Source organism: Streptomyces termitum (genome assembly GCF_014650175.1).
Taxonomy (GTDB): domain Bacteria; phylum Actinomycetota; class Actinomycetes; order Streptomycetales; family Streptomycetaceae; genus Streptomyces; species Streptomyces termitum.
The window spans coordinates 257,340-275,561 of sequence record NZ_BMUL01000009.1; the positions used below are offsets into that span (position 1 = coordinate 257,340).

The following is an 18,222-nucleotide window of genomic DNA, read 5'->3' on the forward strand; positions in this document are numbered from 1 at the left end:
CTACTCCGGGCGGCCGAAGCGCCGGGCCGCCCACACCAGCGCCAGCGCGCCGCAGGCCACCAGGACGCCCGCCTCCAGGAGCAGCGGCGGCTGCGCACCGGCCCACTCCACGCCGCCGCCCGCCTCCCCGCCCGGCACCCGCAGCCCGATCGAACGCCGCAGCAGGTCCACCCCGTACGCCAGCGGATTCAGCGCCGACAGGGCGCGGGCCCAGTCCGGCAGCGAGTCCAGCGGGAAGAAGCCGCCCGACAGGAACAGCAGCGGCATCATCACCAGCCCCAGCAGCGTGTGGAACATCTCGGGCCGCCGCAGCCCCACCGCCAGGGCCAGCGACAGCGCGGTGATGACGAAGGAGGCCAGCACCATCCCCACCAGCAGCAGCGCCAGCAGCAGCGGATCGTAGGGCAGGCCCACCGTCCCGGCGAGCGACAGCAGCACCGCCCCCTGCACCGTCGCCACCAGGGTCCCGCCGGCGCAGCTCCCCAGCAGGAGGGTGGTGCGGCTGACCGGCGCCATCAGCAGCTCGCGCAGATAGCCGCTCTGCCGGTCCGTGATCAGCCGCACCCCCACCATGATCGCCGGGGCCTGCACCGTCATCATCAGCATGCCGGGGAAGAGGTACGTCTGATAGCCCACGCCCAGCGAGGAGTGCGGGATCAGCGCGGCGAGCCCGCCGCCGAGGATGAACAGGTACAGCACGGGCTGGAGCAGCATCAGCGCCGTGTGCGCCCGCTGGCAGGCCAGCCGCAGCAGGTCCCGGTGGACCAGCGCGTGCACCGCCCGCAGCTCGTGCCGCAGGCGCGGCAGCCGCTCGCCGCCGCCGTCCCGCACCCCGGGGGCGGGGGCGGCGGCCGGTTCGGGGGTCCGCAGGGGGAGCGAGGTCATCGGGTGCCTCCCGGGGCGGCGTCGATGCTGCGGCCGGTGTGGTGGAAGAAGACGTCGTCCAGGCTGGGCGGGGTCGCCGACGCCGCGTGCACGGCCACGCCGTGCTCCCCCAGCACCGCGCACAGCCGGGGGATCCAGCCGCTGCCGTCCGGCACCCGCAGCCACACCCCGTCGGCGTCCGCGGTGACCGTCCGGCCCGGCGGCGCCGCCTTCCGCACGATGCCGGCGGCCCGCGCGTCGTCCCCGGTCCGCAGCACCACCCGGTCGTCCCCGATCTCCGCCTTGAGGCCGTGCGGGGTCCCCTGGGCCACCAGCCGGCCGTGGTCGATGATCGCGATGCGGTCGCAGTGCTCCGCCTCGTCCAGGTAGTGCGTGGTGACGAAGAGGGTGCTGCCGTCCCGGTCGCTCAGCACCCGCAGGTGCTCCCAGATGTGGGCGCGGGCGTGCGGGTCGAGACCGGTGGTCGGCTCGTCGAGGAAGAGCACGCTGGGGGAGTGCAGCAGCTGCCGGGCGATCTCCAGGCGCCGCCGCATCCCGCCCGACAGGGTCCGCACCGGGGAGCGCCGCCGGTCCGACAGCTCGGCCAGGGCGAGCACCTCCGCGGTCCGCTCCCGGACCTCGCGGCGGCGCAGCCCGTACAGCCGGGCGTGGACGCGCAGGTTCTGCTCGACCGTCAGGTCCGGGTCGAGGGCGCTGTGCTGGAAGAGCATGCCGACCCGCCGCCGCACCAGGTCGGGCCGGGCGAGCACGTCGGCACCGGCCACGACGGCCCGGCCCGAGGTGGGGCGGGCGAGGGCGCACAGCAGGGAGATCGTGGTCGACTTCCCGGCGCCGTTGGGCCCGAGGAAGGCGAAGGTCTCGCCCCGCAGCACGTCCAGGTCCAGGCCGCTCACCGCGTCCGTGCCGGTGCCGCCCGGCCCCGGATAGGTCTTCACCAGGCCCCGGGTGAAGACGGCGCAGTCCTCCGCGCGGGGCCGGTCCGCCGGGTCCGGCCCGGCGGCGGGGGCGGGCGGTGCCGTCGTGGCGAGATCGTCGTCGCCGGCGTGAAGCTGCATGGGTCGGGTCCTCGTCTACGGGGGTGCGATCGGGGACCGCCCGGGCGCGCGGGGCGGGACGGACGAGACTCCCCTCCCGGACGTGCGGAAGGGGAGTCGCGCCCGCCCGGGCCCACGCGGCTGGACAGGTGGGCCCGGGCGGAGTGCCCGTGGCGGGGCGGGTGTGCGCGGTGCGCCGCGCGGACCGCCCCGCCCGGCGCACCGGACGGGGCGGCCGCACACGGCGGTCCGCCGGTTCGCTCCGGCCGGTGGCTGCCCCGGGACAGCCGCCGACCGGAGACCGCGGCAGGTGTTACGCGCAGCTGATGCCGATACAGACGGTGTTGAGAAGCGTCAGCAGGCCGACGCACTCGCACGTGCCGGAGAACTGCGCTCCGTCGACGCCGACCGGGTCGGTCTCCGGAAGGGCGTGCAGGTGGGCCAGCAGCTCGAGGTCCTGGTTCTCCATGACAATCTCCTTCTCCGTGTGACGTGACGGCGGGGTTTCCCGCCGCTCAGACCGGCTGCTGGACCATCCAGTGCCGGGGCTCGGTGTGGCGCGTCCTCAGGAGGAACGCCAGGATTCCCGCGGACCCGTCGCTCCAGCTCGTCGAGACGTCCCCGTACTCGGTGGGGAAGACGACGTGCCGGCCGCGGTGGGACCGCTCGGAGACGATGAGGCGGGCCAGGTGTCCGGCCGCCGCCCGGTGGGCGGGGTCGCCGGTGGCCTCGGCCAGGTCGAGGAGGAAGTCGCCGTTGCCCGCCAGGCCGTGGCACTGGGTGAGGGCGGCGCGCGAGGCGCGTTCGACGACGGCGCGGGAGGCGCGCCGGGCGGGGTCGCCGTACCGGTCGTCGCCGGTCGCCCGCCACAGCCGCACCAGGAAGGACCCGATGCCGGCCGAACCATGGCACCAGTACGGCGCGGTCGGTACGTCCCCGGCCTGGGCCGGCCACTGGGCGGCGCCGCCCACCACGGCGGTCTGCGCCACCAGCAGCTCCCCGGCGGCCACGGCCAGCTCCCGGTGCTCGGGGCGGTTCGTGACGGCGGAGGCGGCGAGGAGGAAGCAGCCGATGCCGGACAGGCCGTGGGCGAAGCCGAGGTAGCGCTTGCCGGCCTCCTCCGCGACCGCCTCCGCGGGCACCGGCCAGCTCACGCCGTCCGGTTCGCGGTGCGCGGCGGCGGCCAGCCGGTCGGCGGCGTCGGCCACCAGCTCGGCGAGGCGCGGGTCCCCGGTGCGCTGCCACAGGTGGACGGCGGCGAGGCCGCTGCCCGCCGTGCCGTGCGTGACGTCGTGGCTGGGCGTCGCCTCCTGCGGCGCCAGCGCCAGGGCCAGCGCGTGGGAGGTGAGCGCGCGGTCGCCGACGGCGCGCCCCGCGTCGTACAGCGCCCAGGCCGTCCCCCGGCCGCCGAAGTGCAGACCCGGCCGGGTGGAGCGGGTGTCGGTGCGCTCCGCGATCCACCGTCCGGCGGTGGTGAGCACGTCCGGCAGCCGGGGGTCGCCGGTGGCCTCGAAGTACCGCGTCAGCACGGCCAGGACACCGGCCGCGCCCTGCTGCACGGTGCAGGCGTCGGTCTCCCCCGCCTTGGTGGAGACGGGCCACAGCCGGTCGCCCGCCGGGTCCATGGAGTCCACCAGGTGGTCCACGATCCCGGCGATGGTGAGGTCCACCGCCCCGTCCGGGTCCTGCGGCCCGGTCCCGGACGCCCGTCCGGCGGCGGTTGGGCGCGCGGCGCCGGGGGCGCGCAGGGCCTCGCGGGCCCGCGCCGGGTCCCAGCGCTCGGCGGGCTCGTCCCGCATCAGCCCGAGGATCGTCTCGCGGAGCGCCTCCGGGAGGGGGAGGACCGTGGCGCAGGCGTCCAGCCACGCGGCGAGCCGGTCCTGCGGGGCCCGTTCCTCGGGCTCCTCGGGCAGCAGGTTGGGGACCTTGCCGGTGAGGACGAAGCACAGGGTGGCGCCGAGACTGTAGTAGTCGGCGGTGGGGGAGACGGGGGCGTCCACCAGCCGTTCGGGGGCGCTGAAGCCGGGGGTCCCCACCCGGGTCGGAAGTGCGGTGTCGTCGTCCGGGACGGCCAGCTCCAGGTCGATGAGGCGGAGCCCGCCGTCGGGTCTGACCATCACGTTGCCCGGGGTGAAGTCCCGCAGCACGCAGCCGTGCGCGTGGGAGGCGGCCACCAGCTCCACCAGCCGCCCGGCCTGCTCCAGCGCCTCGGCGTGGTACGCCTCGCCGCCGGTGTCGCGGAACCGCTCGGCGACCCAGGTGCGCAGCGGGATGCCCGGCACCTCCTCCTGGGCCAGGAACAGGTGCCCGGCGTGCTCGAAGACGGCGAGGGGTTCGGGGGCGAGGCCGGTGCCCCGCAGCCGCTCCAGGGTGCGGGCCTCGGCGCGCAGCCAGTCGCGGACGTCGGCGCCGGAGGCGTCGGCCTCCACGTGCGGCCGGGTCTCCTTGATGATGACCGGCGCGCCGGTCCGCACGTCGCTGCCCCGGTAGACCCCGCCCTTGTTGGTGTGCCGGATCGCCTCCCGCACCGAGAACCGGCCGCCGAGCACCACCGGGCGCTTCGCCGCCTCCGCCGCGCGCGGCGCCACCGGCACCGAGGCGGGGAAGGGGCTGACGGCCCAGGAGGGCGGGGCGTACTGGCCGGTGCGCTTGTCCTCGACCGGATTGCCGTCGGGGTCCTCGATGTACCAGACCAGCAGCCCGTCGTCCGAGACCCGCCGCCGGCCGACGAAGGCGCCGTACCGGTAGTGGACCAGGCTGTTCGCGGCGTACGGCTGGTCGGACAGGATGCGCGGTCCGGTGAGCCCGGCCGTGGCCCGGTGCAGGTCGAGGGCGAGGCGGGCCGCGTCGGCGTCGGAGCGCGGGTAGACGGTGAGGAACTTCCCCGAGCTGCCGCGCGGGGTGGCACGGGAGTTGAGCGCGCTCACCTGCTCCAGGGACCGGGCGAACTTGAAGCCCGTCCCGTCCCGCAGCAGGACCTCCAGGGACTTGGCGAGGACGACCGGCGCGGAGGCGGCCGTCGCCGACACGTGCAGCTTCCATCCCTGGGCGGGCCCGGGGCGGGCGGGCCGGGGCGCGACGCGGCACCACATCTCGTCCGACTCGGTCGCCCAGAGGTCGGCCGTGCCCGTGGCGCGCAGCGCTCGGCGCAGGAAGTCTTCCAGTTCGGTTTCGGTGGCCTGGCTCGTCATGCCCATCCCTCTCAACGGTGAGGACCGCTGACGGGAACGGTGCCCGACGGGATTTTCCGACGAACACACGGGACGCCGGATTCACCGGAATCGCCGAGCGCACGGCTCTGGGGTTCCACCGGGAGGCGCGCCGGGCGCTGAAAGGCGCACGGGGGCTCACTCCCGGCGGACGCCTTCCCGAATGCGCCGCCCGTTCGTGTCATCACCCTTACGGGGCAAGGGCTCTCCCGGGTCGGAGCCTCCCCGGAACCGGGGTCGCGCCTGCCCCGGACTTCGTCTCCGAAACGCGGAACGTGACGGGGGAGGAGGCCGGGGCGGAAGCGGGGGGTGGGGCAGGAGGGACGACCGGGGCGGCCGGGACGCCGGAGGACGGCACCGGCGCCGACGCGGGGGAGGCCGCTTCGGCGCCGGTACGCGGAGGGGGCGCGCCGGCGGAACGGGGCAAGGCGGGCCGCCCCGCCGGGACGTGGCGAGTCGCCCCGGTGGAACGGGCCGGGGCGAGGAGGTCGCCCCGGCGGAACGGAGTGGGGAGGCCGCGTCAGCGGAACGCGGGGAGGTTGCGCTCCACCCATGCCGCGAAGGGGGCGGCCGGGCGGCCGAGGACCGCCTCCACGTCCGGGCTGATCCGCAGCTCCTCCGGGAGCGGGACGCCGAGGACGTCGAGCGTCCCGCCGATCACCTCCTCCGGCATGAAGCGCGCCAGGTGCGCGTGGGCCTGCTCGCGGGACAGCTCCACGAAGGAGACCTCCTCGCCGAGGGCGCGGGCCAGGACCTCCGTCTGCCGGCGCGGGCTGATCGTCTCGGGGCCGGTCAGTTCGTACGTGCGCCCCGCGTGCCCGTCCTCCAGGAGGGCCCGCGCGGCGACCCCGGCGATGTCCGCCGGGTCGACGACCGGCAGCGCCACGTCCCCGAACGGGGCGAGGACCGTATGCCGGGTCCGTACCGACTCGGCCCAGGCGAAGGCGTTCGAGGCGAACCCGCCGGGGCGCAGGACGGTGAAGTCGGGTCCGGCCGCGCGCACGGCCGCCTCGAAATCCCGCAGCCGGGCGTGCGAGGCGGCGTCGGGCCGGGTGGCGGCGACCTGGGAGGAGACCAGGACGACCCGCTCGACCCCGGCGTCCGCCACCGCGCGGAGGAGGACGGCCGGGTCCTCCCCGTGGCTGTTGAGCTCGCCGCCGAGGAGCAGGAAGAGGGCGCGGGTCCCCTCCAGGGCGGGCCGCAGCCCGGCGGCGGTGCCGAGGTCGGTGCGGGCCCAGCCGAGTCCGTCCGGCGCTCCTTCGGGCCGGTCCCGCCGGGAGACGGCCCGGACCTCCTCGCCCGCTCCGGCCAGCAGTTCCAGCAGCGTCCTGCCGATGTTCCCGGTCGCTCCGGTCACGGTGATCATGCGGTTCCCCCTGGGTGCGGTGAGGCCGACCGAGTTAGTTAGTCAGCTGACTTAGGAGGACCGTAGCATGCCGCCGCCCCGGCCTGTCTATAGTCAGTCGGGTGACCGACTCAGTGAATCGACGGGACCGCGCCTCGCAGAAGCGGCAGCGCCTGACCGCAGCCGCGGCCCGGGTCCTGCACGAGCAGGGAGTCGAACGCACCACCCTCGCCGACATCGCCCGCGAGGCCGGCGTCCCCGTCGGGAACGTCTACTACTACTTCAAGACCAAGGACGAACTGGTCCGGGCGGCCCTCTCCGCGCACGCCGCGCACCTGGACGAGCTCACCGCCCGGCTGGCCGGCCTGGACGACCCGCGCGAACGCCTCAAGACCCTCGTCCGGGGCTGGATCGACGGCCGCGACCTCGCCGCCCGCCGCGGCTGCCCCACCGGCACCCTCGCCGTCGAACTCGACAAGCGCGCCGACGGCACCCTCGACGCCGAGGCGGGCGCGGTCCTGCGCGGCCTCCTCGACTGGGCCGGCGACCAGTTCCGCGCCCTCGGCCTGCCCGACCCGGACGGCCTCGCCCTCACCCTCGTCTCCGGCTACCAGGGCATGTCCCTCATGGCCAACGCCCTGCGCGACCCCGACGTCATGACCCGCGAGGGAAACCGCCTCCTGGCCTGGCTCGACTCCCTCCGGGCTTGACCTTGACACGGTGACAAGGTTTTGACTGCGGGACCAGGAGGTGGTCCCGATGACCCCGAACCCACCCGAGCCGGACGTCGCCCGCGCGCTGCGGGCCCTCGCGGACGACGACGCGTCCGTGCGCCTGCGGGCCGCGCTCGCGGTCGGCACGGAGCCCGACCCGCGCTTCGTCGTCCCGCTCGTCGAGCGGAGCGCCGTCGAGCCCGAGTTCTTCGTCCGCGACATGCTGACCTGGGCACTCACCCGGCACCCCGTGGAGCTGACGCTCCCCGAACTGCTCCGCGAGGTCGCCTCGGAGCGGAACCAGGCGCGCGGTCAGGCCCTGCACACCCTGTCCAAGGTCGGCGACCCCCGGGCCTGGCCGGCCATCACGGAGGCGCACCTGCACGACCCGGACGACGAGGTCGCGCGCACCGCGTGGCGCGCCGCCGTCGCCCTCGTGCCCGAGGGCGGGGAGCCCGCCCTCGCCGCACGGCTGGCGGCCCGGCTCGGACACGGCGGCCGGGAGACCCGGCGCAGCCTCAGCCGGGCGCTGGTCGACCTCGGCGAGGCGATCGTGCCGGTGCTGCGCGCGGCGGCGGAGCACCCCGACCCGGAGGTGCGCGCGCACGCGCTCGCCACGGAGACGCTGCTGCGCGACCCGGACGCCGGGTTCGAGGCCGTGATCGAGGAGGCCAAGCGCGTCGTGGCCCTCGGCGGGGCCTGAGAGGCCACGGGGGCGGAGGTGCCCGGAGGGGCCCGGGTGGGGGACGATGAGGCGTGTTGATCGGTGAGGTGGCGCGGCGGTCCGGAGTCAGCGCCCGCATGCTCCGGCACTACGAGTCGCTGGGCCTGGTGCGCCCCTCGGGCCGTACCGGCTCCGGCTACCGGGAGTACGGCGACGAGGACATCCGGCGCATCCTCCACGTGGAGAGCCTGCGCTCGCTGGGGCTGTCACTGCGCGAGATCGGGCGCGCGCTCGACGACCCGGCCTTCACGCCCGCCGGCCTCGTCGACGAACTCGTCCGCCGGACGCGGGAGCGGATCGCCGCCGAGACCGAGCTGCTGACCCGGCTCAGCCGCCTCCAGGCGGCCGGGCCCGCCCGCTGGGAGGAGGCCCTCCGGGTCGTCGCGCTCCTCCAGGCGCTGGGCTCGAAGAGCACCGGTGCCCGCCAGCGCGCGGCCCTCGCGGCGGCGGAGGCGGTGCCGGTCCCGGCGGAGGCCCTGGTCGAGGCGGTGCTCGACGAACCGGAGCCCAACGTCGCCGGGGCCCTGCGCTGGGCGCTGGCCCGCTCGGGCGACGACGTCCCGGCCCTGCTGGCGAAGGGCCTCGCCTCGCCGGTCGCGGCGGTACGGGAACGGGCCGTGCGGGCCCTGGCCGAACTGCCCGGCCCCGAGGCCGGAGCCCGGCTGCGGGACGCCCTCGCGGACCCCGACGCGGCGGTCCGGGGCCGCGCGGCCCTGGCCCTCGGCGCGCGCGGCGCGGCCGGGGCGGTGCCGGTCGTGGTCCCGATCCTCCTCGACATGATCGTGGCGGGCCGCAACGACACGGACGCGGCGGACGTCCTCGGCGCCCTGGCCCGGCAGGAGGACCCGGCCGGGCCCGCCCCCGGGACGGAAGGGACTACCGCCCCCGCCCCCGCGCGCGAGACGCAGACCGGTCCCGCTCCTGAGGGGGAGCGGGCGGACGGTGCCGTTCCCGCGTGCGAGGCACCGACCGGTCCCGTTCCCGCACGGAACAGGCCGGACGGTTCCGCCTCTGCGCCGGAAGGGGCGGACGGCGGTGTGCCGGGGGACCGGGTCGCGGCCTGGATCGTGGCGCGGCTCGCCGACGCGGCGGCCGACGCCCCCGCCCGGGGCCGGCTGACGCAGGCGCTGGCGGACGTCCCCGGCCCCCTGGCCTCCCGCGCGCTGCGGGAACTGACCCGGGACGAGGACCGGGCCGTCGCGCTGACGGCGACGTACCTCCTCACGCTCCGAGCGGCCCGCTGACGCCGGTTCCGCCGGTCTCGACGGGCAGGCCGGACAGGCGCCACTCCGGCATCCCGTCGTGGAGCCGGACTGCCCGCCGGCCGTGGGCGGTGAGGAGCCGTACCGCGTCATGGGCGAGGGCGCAGTACGCGCCCCGGCAGTAGACGACGACCTCGGCCTCCTCGGGCAGTTCGCCGATGCGCCGCGCCAGTTCGGCGACGGGGACGCAGAGCGCGCCGGGGACGTGCCCGGCCCGGTACTCCTCCGGGGGGCGCACGTCGAGCACGACCACGTCGCCGGCCGCCATCCGGGCCAGCAGCTCCTCCCGGCTGAGCTCGTCGGTGTCGGCCGCGCCCAGGTAGGCGTCCCGGGCCGCCGGTACGGTCGCCTGGTGCCGCTCGGCGACCTGCCGCAGCAGGCCGAGCAGGCGCGCCACGTCGTCCCCGGCGAGCCGGTAGTGGATGCGCACGCCGTCGCGGCGGGTGGCGACGAAACCGGCCTGCTTGAGGGTCTGGAGATGGGCGGAGGCGGTCGTCAGGTTGAGCCCGGCGGTCTTCGCCAGGGCGTCCACGGTCCGCTCCCCCTGGGCGAGCAGGTCCAGCAGTTCCAGCCGCTTTCCGCTGGCCAGGGCCTTGCCGCCGGCCGCGAAGGCGTCGTACAGGGCGGCCTTGGCGCCGTTCTTCCCCCCGCTTCCCGTGCCGCTCGCCGGGTCGTCCGCGAATGCGTCGCGCATAGCATCCTCCATATATCCATGGATTACTGTAGTGGATGCGGGACGGGTACGCCTCCGAGCGCCGCCCCTCCGACGCTTCCCCCCCGTTTCCTCCGAAGGACAGCACGATGGGCCTCCCCGACGACTCCCCGATACCAGCGGCCCGCCGCGCCCCGAACGGTCACGCCCCGAACGGCCCCGCTCAGGACGGCGGCACCCCGGGCGGCGGCGCCCGCCCCGTCCGCCTCGGCCTGCGCGAGAACCGGCTCCAGTTCACCCTGCTGGTCCTCGCCACCCTGGCGGTCGGCGGCCTGGTGGGCCTGGAGCGCACCACCGTGCCGCTCATCGGCTCCGAGACCTTCGGCCTCACCAGCGACCTGGCCGTCTTCTCGTTCATCATCGCCTTCGGGCTGACCAAGGCCCTGACCAACCTCGCCGCCGGAGCCCTCACCGCCCGCTTCACCCGCCGGAGCCTCCTCCTCACCGGCTGGCTGATCGGTGTCCCCGTCCCCTTCGCGCTCGCCTGGGCGCCCTCGTGGGGCTGGATCGTCGCCGCCAACGTCCTGCTCGGCCTGAACCAGGGCCTGACCTGGTCGATGGCGGTCAACATGAAGATCGACCTGGTCGGCCCGGCCCGGCGCGGGCTCGCCACCGGCCTGAACGAGGCCGCCGGATACACCGCCGTCGGCGTCACCGCGCTCCTCACCGGCTACCTCGCCACCGCCTACGGCCTGCGGCCCGTCCCCGAGCTGATCGGCGCCGTCTTCCTCGTCACGGGGCTCGCCCTCTCCCTCGCTGTCCGGGACACCGCCGCCCACGTCGCCCTCGAACTCGCCCGGCACGCCCCGCCGCTGCCCACCGGCGAGGACACCGGCCTCAAGGCCGTCTTCGCCCGCACCTCCTGGCGCGACCGCTCCCTGCGCGGCGCCAGCCAGGCCGGCCTGGTCAACAACCTCAACGACGGCCTGACCTGGGGCGTCTTCCCGCTCCTCTTCACCGAACACGGCCTCGGCCTCGCCGCCGTCGGCCTCATCAAGGGCCTCTACCCGATCCTCTGGGGCCTCGGCCAGATCCCCACCGGCCACCTCGCCGACCGCCTCGGCCGCAAACCCCTCGTCGTCACCGGCATGCTCGTCCAGGCCGGGGGCCTCCTCCTCGCCCTCGTCCTGCTCGACCGGCCGCTGCTCGCCGGAATCCTCTCCGCCGTCGCCCTCGGCCTGGGCACCGCCCTGGTCTACCCGGCGCTCATCGCCTCCGTCTCCGACCACGCCCACCCCGCCTGGCGCGCCCACGCGCTCGGCACCTACCGCTTCTGGCGCGACATCGGCTACGCGACCGGCGCCCTCGTCGCCGGAATCCTCGCCGACGCCCTCGGCCTGGAGTCCACCGTCCTCGCGGCGGCCGTCCTCACCGCCCTCTCGGGACTCCTCGCCGCCCGCTGGATGACCGACAGGACCGCACCGGGAACGCCCCCGGCGGCCACCGGGGCACGCCCGAAGGAGCCGGCCGCCCGGACGTGACGCCCCGGCCCCGGCCTTCGCTTCACGCCGCCGGGTGCCGCCGCAGGAACGGCGCCGAGCCCAGGACCAGCACGCCGCAGAGGACCAGCCGCTGGAGACCCGGTTCGGCCGCGAGCCCGGCGTCCCGGAGGTCGTACACCGCGTACGCGTTCGCCGCCGGGCCCGTCACCATCACGGCGCACGCCAGGCCGCGCCCCCGCCGCCGGACCGCGACGACCACGGGGTGCGGGGCGCCGCGTCCGGCCCGGTACGCGGGCACCCCTGCCCCGGTCCGTCAGGACCACGACGCGGTCACCAGCGCGCGCTCGGCCGCGGCCAGATGGACGGCGGAGGCCAGCCACGCGCGGGCGTAGGCGTCCGGCGACGGGTCGACGAGCCGCCCGAAGGAGTCGCGGGGGCGGCGGTCCGCCTCCGCCGCCAGGGCCTCGGCGAGCTCCGCCGCACTGGTCAGCCCGGCCCGGCGCAGCGGCACGGACAGCGCCGCCCGGTCCGCCGCGCGGGCCGCCTCCGCGACGGCCCGCCGTCCGCCCGCCACCCCGCTCTCCAGCAGCCGCCGGACCCGCCACAGCGGCGCGTCCGCCAGCGGATCCGGCGCCTCCGGCACCGGGACGGGCGCCGCGGCACCGCGCGGGAAGTGGTCGCCCTGGAGCCGGTCGTACCCCAGGTCGGCGTGGCCGCGCCACTCCTCGGGCAGCCGCAGCGTGCCCGCCGCCCCCGGCACCGGGCCGACCGCCAGCGGACGGAGGGTCGCGGTCCGGTCCGGATCGGGCCGGCCCAGCACCCGCAGGACGAGCCCGGGGTGTGCGCCGATCCGCCGCAGATTGGCCGTGTGCGGCAGCTCCGGATGCGGATGGGCCGGGGCCAGCCGCACCAGCGGCCCGCCGTCGAGGACCCGGACCAGCAGGTGCTCCCCGGCCGCCCCCAGCACCTCCACGTCGCACCCGAGCAGCACCGCCGCCGCCTCCGGCCCCGCGTCGAACGCCTCGGCCACCGCCTCGCGCACCGGCCGGGCGAACAGGGCCGCGACGGGCTCCTCCGACCAGTCCGCCCCGCGCACCGGGGTCGCGCGCACGTCCCGGCCCGCCCCGAGCCGCCCGTCGGCCGACACCGTCGCCCCGGCGATCAGCAGCCCGCCGCGCGCCAGCCCGGCGTGGTCCAGGACGGCCCCGCCGAGCGCCACGGACGCCGTCCCCGCCCCCTTGGCCCGGGCGAGCCCGCCGGGCCGCACGTCCGACAGGGTGTGGAAGGCGCCCCCCGGGCCGAGCAGGTGCGTCGTCACCCCGCCGTACCCGGTGGCGGACAGCACCGGCTCCCGGCACAGGCCGTGCACCCGCAGGCTGCCGCCCTGCGCGTAGGCCCGCCGGCCGGACCCGGTGAGTTCGGGACCGGCCGCCCCGGAGGCGAGCAGCGCCGCCGCGGCGAGCAGGTCGCGGAAGGCCGCCGTGAGATCGCCCAGCCGCTGCCCCCGCGCCTGCTCCCGGGCCGCCCGCAGTCCTCGTACGACCCTGAGGGCGGCGGCCTCGGCACGGGGCAGCCCGGCCACCCGGGCGGTGTGCGCGGCGCGCAGCAGCTCGGCCTGGACGACCGTCCCGCCCGCGCCGACCCCGGCCGACAGCGCCTCGGCGGCGGCCCGCCACAGCGCGTCCGCCGCCCCGGTCCGGGCGGGGGTGAGGGGCGCGGCGGAGTCCTCCGCCGGGCCGGTCGCCTCGGACGCGGCGGGGGCGGGTACGGCGTCGGAGGCGGGCTCCGGGGCCGCGGCGGCCGGGTCCGCCAGGGGGGCCGCGCCGAGCACGGCCGCCCGGTGCAGGCAGCGCGGGGCCAGCAGGCAGGAGCAGACGGCCTGCCCGGGCGCGGTCACCGCGCCCGCCGGTCCGGGCCGCAGCGTCACCAGGGTGTCCTCGCCGAAACGGACCACCACGGACCCGTCCGGACCCGCCTCGGCGCGCTCGCCGCACTCCGCCACGGCGGCGTCGAGCTTCTTGCGGAGCCGGGCGGTCAACTGCTCGACGGCCTCGGCCAGGACCTCGGGGGCGACGGGCGGCAGGAGTTCGGTGCTCAACGGGCTTCTCCACGGAGGCGGTCGCCGACCCAGCGGGCGAGGGCGAGCGGACTGAGGGCGGCCACCGGCATCCCGGCGGCGACGAGCCGGCGCGCCACCGGCACCGAGTAGCGGGGCGCCCCGGCGTCGTCGAGGGCCGCGCAGCCCAGCAGGTGCGCCCCGGACGAGGCCAGCGCGCGGACCTCGCCGAGCAGGCCGCCGATCGGCCCGCCCTCCTCGAAGTCGCTGACCACCACGACGAGCGTGCGGCTCGGCACGGTGATCAGCGACCGGGCGTGCGCGAGGCCCGCCGCGATGTGCGTGCCGCCGCCGACCTTCACCTCCAGGAGCAGCGAGAGCGGATCCCGGACGTGGTCGGTCAGGTCCACCACCTGGGTGGAGAAGGTCAGGAAGTGCGTGGAGAGCGTCGGCACGCCGCCCAGGACGGCGGCGGTCAGCGCGGACCAGATGACGGACGCCTCCATCGAGCCGGAGACGTCCACCACCAGCACCAGCCGCCAGTCCGACTCCTTGCCCGCGCGGGTGGTGAAGACCGGGCGCTCCGGCACGACCACCAGCCGGCCGTCGTCCGTGCGCCGGGTGTGCGCCAGGTTGGCGCGCAGCGTGCGGGCCAGGTCGAGCCGGCCGCCGGGGCGCCGGGTCGGCCTCGGCGTGGCCAGACCGGAGAGCGCGGGGCGCATCCGGGTGGCCAGCTCCCGGGACAGTTCGTCGACGAGCCGCTTCACCAGGGGCCGCAGCCGGGCGAGCCGGGCCTCGGGCATGCCGCCGGCCAGGGACAGCACCGACCGCAGCAGGTCCACCGACGGCCGGACGGAGGCCGGGTCCAGCTCGGCGAGCACGTCGGGACGGCCCGTTCCGGCGGCGTCGGCGAGCACCTCCTCGCGGACGTCGGCGCCGAACAGCGCCTCCAGCTCCTCCGCCCACTCGCGGGCGGTGGGGAAGGACGGGTCCTGCCCCGCGCCCGTCTCCGCCCGGAGGTCGTCGGAGCCCTCGCCGCGCCCGTGGCCGTACAGCTCGTCCAGGGCGTGGGCGTACCGGAGCGCCCGGGAACCCATCCGCTCCTTCTCCCGCCCGAGGAGCAACCGCCACCGGTCGGCCGCGCCCAGCCGCCGGTCCGCCTCCCCGGCAGCGACCGCACCCGGCTCTGCCGGACTCAGGTCTGCCGCACCCGCGTCTTCCGCGACCGGGCCGGTGGTCGCCGGTGCCGGGGGCGGTGCCGGCGCGCGTACGGGAACGTCGGCCGGGCCGGGCAGGGCCAGGGCCTTCAGGGCCGCCGTCCCGGCCGCGTCCGCCGCCGCCCACAGCGCCAGCAGCTCCGGCGGCGCGTCGAGCGCGAGGTCCAGCCGGTCGCCCAGCCGCTCGGTGACGGTCGTCAGCAACCGCTCGCGGGCGGCCGGGGACAGGGCGTCGAACCCGCCCCGGAGCGCCGGGAGCCGGTCCAGGAACTCCCGGTCGGCCAGCGTGTCGATCCGGTCGAGCAGCGGCCCCAGGACGTCCGGGGACGCCTGGAGCAGCGGCCCGGCGGCGGTCAGCACGCCCGCGAGCCGCTGCGCCAGGGCCCGCCGGGCGTCCGGTCCGACGGCGCCGTCGATCCAGCCGGCCGCCCGCTCGCCGAGCCCGGCGGCCGGATCAAGGTCGAGCAGCACGCGGACCGCGAGGGCCGCCCCCTGCACCAGCGGGGAACCCCCGGCGGCGAGGTCCGCGAGCGCCCGGTCCATCCGCAGCCCCAGCTGCCGGGCCGCCGCCCGGTCCGCCAGCGCCACCAGCGCCCCCGCGTCGGCGGGCGCCTCGCTCCCGGCCAGGCCGGGCAGCGCGCGGACGGCCGCGTCGAGCAGGTCGCCGACGAGTTCCCCGGCGGCGGTACGGGCCCCGTCCGCCGTCCCGGGGTAGTGGCCGCGCCGGATGCCTTCGAGCAGGTCCACCCCGGCCAGCAGCTCGGGCAGGTCCGCGCCGCCCGGCAGCACGTCGGCCGCCTCCCGCAGCCGCGCGCCGACCAGCTCGGGCAGGTCGCAGCGGGCGGCGGCGGTCAGCCCGGCGAGCACCTGCGCCGCCGTGGGACCGCCCTCGGCGGCCTCCCGCCGCGCCGTCTCGGCCAGCGTCCCGGCGGCGGCCTGCGCGGCGGTGACCCCGCGCACCCCGGCCAGGTCGAGCCGCGCGGGCACCGAGGGCGTCCATGCCAGCCGCCACCGGGTGCCCAGCGCGGTGCCGTCCCCGGTCGCGGCGACGGCGACCGGCTCCCCGTACGAGGCGCCGACGACCAGCAGCCGCTGGAGCAGCACCTCGCGGCGCCCGTCCAGCGGCGATCGCAGCGGATCGAGGCGCACCTCCCGCGCCTCCGGCTCCTCCGGGCGGGGCAGCCGCAGCCGGGTCAGCTCCTCCTCCACAGAGGGCCCGAGCCCGGACCGGGGCGCGCGCGGCGCCGTCCGGCCCCGGGCGGTGCCCACGAACACGGCCTCCAGGGCACGGGCCAGCGCCCGGCCCCGCCCGAGCGGCTCGCCCTGCCCGAGGACGGTGGTGACCGCCTCCAGCAACTCCCCCCGGCCGGGCGCCGGCAGGCCGCGCAGCGCCGCCAGGTCGCAGGCGAGCCGCAGCGTCTCGGCCGCCTCCCCGGTGCCCGCCGTGTGCCCCGCCCGGCGCAGCTCCCGGCACACCCCGGTCAGCGCGGCGGACGCCGCCTCCCGCAGCCGCACCGGATCGCCGCCGGCCTCGAACACGGCCTGCTGCCAGCGCGGATCCCGGATCCCCGCCGGATAGCCGGAACGGGAGTCGAGCAGATCGAAGGAGTACGGCACGAACGAGGTGACGGGCGCGTCCGGCCCGCCCCCCTCCGTCACCGGGCCGTCCTCGGCCGGGGCCCCGACCTCGGCGAGGGCCGGGGCGTGGAAGGCGCCGATCACGGCGGCGACACGACGGCCGCCCGCCGCGGCGCGGCCGACGACCTGCCGCATCCGTGCCTCGCGGGCGAGGTCCACGGCGGGCACCGGGCCGTCGGCGCGCAGCGCCCACCCCACCCCGAGCGCCGCCCGGCGGATCGCCTCCGGGGCGGACCCGGGGGCCAGCACCTCGACGGCCCGGTCCCACAGGTCGTCCCCGTCCCGGCCGGTCCCGGCCGCCGCGAGTGCCCCGGCGAAGGTGGCCGCGGGGACCCCGCCGGACGCGTCCGGCCCGCCGGGCTCCGCGTCCCCGCCGGGCTTCTCGCTCCCGCCGGGCTCCGCGTCCCCGCCGGATTCCGACCGGTCCGCCACCGGGGACCAGCCGGGGTCGGAGAGCGGCAGGTCGCAGCAGACGACCTCGGCCCCCCGGGCCCGCGCCCAGCGGACCGCCGCCAGCTCCGGCGAGAAGTCGGCGAACGGGTAGAAGGCGAGCCGCCCCTCCGCGTTCGTCCCCGCCAGCGCGACCGGCGCGACGGTCTCGGGATCGGCCAGGTGCTCCAGCCACGGCGCGAAGTCGGCGGGCAGCTCCACGCACACCACTTCGGCGCCCGCCGCGTCGAGGAGCGCGGGCACGGCCGCCGCGAGCGCCGGGCTGTGGTGGCGTACGCCCAGGAGGTACGGTGCGCGCGACGCGGCGAGCGCGTCCACGGCCGCCCGGGGATCGGCGGTGGTCAACGCAGGCTCCCGCGCAGGTCCCAGAGGCGGCGCCACATCGCCGAGCCGGTCTCGGCGCGCCGCCGCACCGGCCCGTCCCAGTAGCCGAGCAGCCGGGCGTGGTCCGCCGGGTCGTCCTTGCGGACCACGCCCAGCAGGTGGCCGGGCAGCAGGTCCAGGACGTCCCCGCCCGGCAGGTAGGCGGCGGACAGCCCCAGCGACGCGGCGACCTGCACCGCCTCGGCGGTGGACATGACGGTGCCGGGCCGCTCCACGTCCCAGCCCTCGGTGGACCGGCCGGAACGCAGGTCGCGGAAGACGGTGACCAGCGCGTCCAGCACGGCGTCGTCGACGCCGAAGTCCGCACCGGCCCGCTGGACCGCCGCGACGGCCTGCCGGCGGATCAGGACCGCCTCCGCGTCGGCGTCGGCGATCGGGTCCACCGTCTCGAAGTTGAAGCGGCGCTTGAGCGCGGCGGACATCTCGGAGACGCCCCGGTCCCGCAGGTTGGCCGTGGCGATCACGGTGAAACCGGGCGCCGCGCCGACCACCGCGTCCTCGGTGGCGGTCAGTTCGGGCACGGTGATCCGCCGGTCGGACAGCAGGGACACCAGGGCGTCCTGCACCTCGGGCAGGCAGCGGGTGATCTCCTCCACCCGGACCACCCGCCCGGTGCGCATGGCGGACAGCACGGGGGAGTCCACCAGGGCCTGGGGGGTGGGCCCCTGGGCGAGCAGGAGGGCGTAGTTCCAGCCGTACCGGAAGGCGTCCTCCGTGGTGCCGGCGGTGCCCTGGACGGTCAGGGCGCTGGTGCCGCAGACGGCGGCGGCCAGCAGCTCCGACAGCATCGACTTGGCGGTGCCCGGCTCGCCGGTGAGCAGCAGCCCGCGCTCGCCCGCCAGGGTCACGACGCAGCGCTCCACGAGGGCCCGCTCGCCGACGAACTTGGGGGTGATCGCCAGCTTCGACGGCAGTCCCGCGGTCCGCTTCGGCAGGGCCAGCTCGACGCCGCCGCTGCCGCAGACGAAGGTGACGACGGCGCGCGGCGTGAGCACCCAGCCGGGCGGGCGCGGGCCCGGGTCCTGGGCGGCGAGGAAGGCGAGTTCGGCGGCGTGCCGCTCCTCGGCCGGCAGGACCTGCCGGGCGGGGGAGGACGGTGCGGTGACGGTCATGCGGGGTTCCTTCGGGACGGGACGGAGAAAAAAGGGGGG

Annotated in this window: 14 protein-coding genes; 4 read left to right on the forward strand and 10 right to left on the reverse strand. The window is 77.4% G+C overall.

The features are described from left to right. The 5 genes from IE219_RS19200 to IE219_RS19220 form a co-directional block, all read right to left on the reverse strand. Positions 1-885, reverse strand: a complete 885-nt coding sequence (locus IE219_RS19200; protein ID WP_189979014.1) for an ABC transporter permease — start codon at positions 883-885, stop codon at positions 1-3. Beyond that, positions 882-1,940: an ATP-binding cassette domain-containing protein gene (locus IE219_RS19205; RefSeq protein ID WP_189979023.1), complete on the reverse strand. Its 1,059-nt coding sequence runs from the start codon at positions 1,938-1,940 to the stop codon at positions 882-884. Before IE219_RS19205 ends, IE219_RS19200 begins: the two co-directional genes overlap by 4 nt. A gap of 292 nt (positions 1,941-2,232) precedes the next feature. Next, entirely contained in the window at positions 2,233-2,388 is a 156-nt protein-coding gene (locus IE219_RS19210; protein ID WP_189979025.1) for a VenA family class IV lanthipeptide, read from the reverse strand. Between the two features lie 46 nt (positions 2,389-2,434). After that, complete coding sequence (gene lanL / locus IE219_RS19215) at positions 2,435-5,110, reverse strand: class IV lanthionine synthetase LanL (RefSeq protein WP_189979027.1); 2,676 nt, start codon at positions 5,108-5,110, stop codon at positions 2,435-2,437. Between the two features lie 538 nt (positions 5,111-5,648). After that, positions 5,649-6,494, reverse strand: a complete 846-nt coding sequence (locus IE219_RS19220; RefSeq protein ID WP_189979029.1) for an SDR family oxidoreductase — start codon at positions 6,492-6,494, stop codon at positions 5,649-5,651. 101 nt (positions 6,495-6,595) lie between these two features. Here IE219_RS19220 and IE219_RS19225 point away from each other — a divergent pair, with 101 nt between their 5' ends. From IE219_RS19225 to IE219_RS19235, 3 genes are read left to right on the forward strand one after another with little or no spacing between them, the layout of a single operon-like run. Beyond that, positions 6,596-7,183 carry a TetR/AcrR family transcriptional regulator gene (locus IE219_RS19225; protein WP_189979032.1) on the forward strand — a complete coding sequence of 196 codons (588 nt, stop codon included), beginning with the start codon at positions 6,596-6,598 and terminating at the stop codon, positions 7,181-7,183. Positions 7,184-7,232: 49 nt separating this feature from the next. Continuing rightward, a complete protein-coding gene (locus IE219_RS19230; protein WP_189979034.1) occupies positions 7,233-7,889 on the forward strand; it encodes a HEAT repeat domain-containing protein in 657 nt (218 codons plus the stop codon). Between the two features lie 53 nt (positions 7,890-7,942). After that, complete coding sequence (locus tag IE219_RS19235) at positions 7,943-9,154, forward strand: MerR family transcriptional regulator (protein ID WP_189979036.1); 1,212 nt, start codon at positions 7,943-7,945, stop codon at positions 9,152-9,154. Here the strand turns inward: IE219_RS19235 and IE219_RS19240 are convergent. Then, positions 9,132-9,866 (reverse strand): ArsR/SmtB family transcription factor, encoded by a 735-nt coding sequence (locus IE219_RS19240; protein ID WP_189979038.1) that lies wholly within the window; start codon positions 9,864-9,866, stop codon positions 9,132-9,134. The genes IE219_RS19235 and IE219_RS19240 overlap by 23 nt on opposite strands. Before the next feature lie 107 nt (positions 9,867-9,973). On the opposite strand from IE219_RS19240, the gene IE219_RS19245 reads away from it, so the two are divergent. Next, the gene (locus IE219_RS19245; protein ID WP_189979040.1) at positions 9,974-11,365 is read left to right on the forward strand and encodes an MFS transporter; all 1,392 of its coding nucleotides are present in this window, start codon (positions 9,974-9,976) and stop codon (positions 11,363-11,365) included. Positions 11,366-11,387: 22 nt separating this feature from the next. Here IE219_RS19245 and IE219_RS19250 read toward each other — a convergent pair whose 3' ends face one another. The 4 genes from IE219_RS19250 to IE219_RS19265 are packed head-to-tail and all read right to left on the reverse strand — an operon-like array spanning position 11,388 to position 18,183. Continuing rightward, positions 11,388-11,624: a hypothetical protein gene (locus IE219_RS19250; RefSeq protein WP_189979042.1), complete on the reverse strand. Its 237-nt coding sequence runs from the start codon at positions 11,622-11,624 to the stop codon at positions 11,388-11,390. Between the two features lie 15 nt (positions 11,625-11,639). After that, positions 11,640-13,424, reverse strand: coding sequence for an SWIM zinc finger family protein (locus IE219_RS19255; RefSeq protein WP_189979043.1), 1,785 nt, complete (start codon positions 13,422-13,424; stop codon positions 11,640-11,642). After that, positions 13,421-17,032 (reverse strand): vWA domain-containing protein, encoded by a 3,612-nt coding sequence (locus IE219_RS19260; RefSeq protein WP_189979044.1) that lies wholly within the window; start codon positions 17,030-17,032, stop codon positions 13,421-13,423. Before IE219_RS19260 ends, IE219_RS19255 begins: the two co-directional genes overlap by 4 nt. After that, positions 17,029-18,183: an ATP-binding protein gene (locus IE219_RS19265; RefSeq protein ID WP_189979045.1), complete on the reverse strand. Its 1,155-nt coding sequence runs from the start codon at positions 18,181-18,183 to the stop codon at positions 17,029-17,031. Before IE219_RS19265 ends, IE219_RS19260 begins: the two co-directional genes overlap by 4 nt. Positions 18,184-18,222 lie beyond the last annotated feature (39 nt).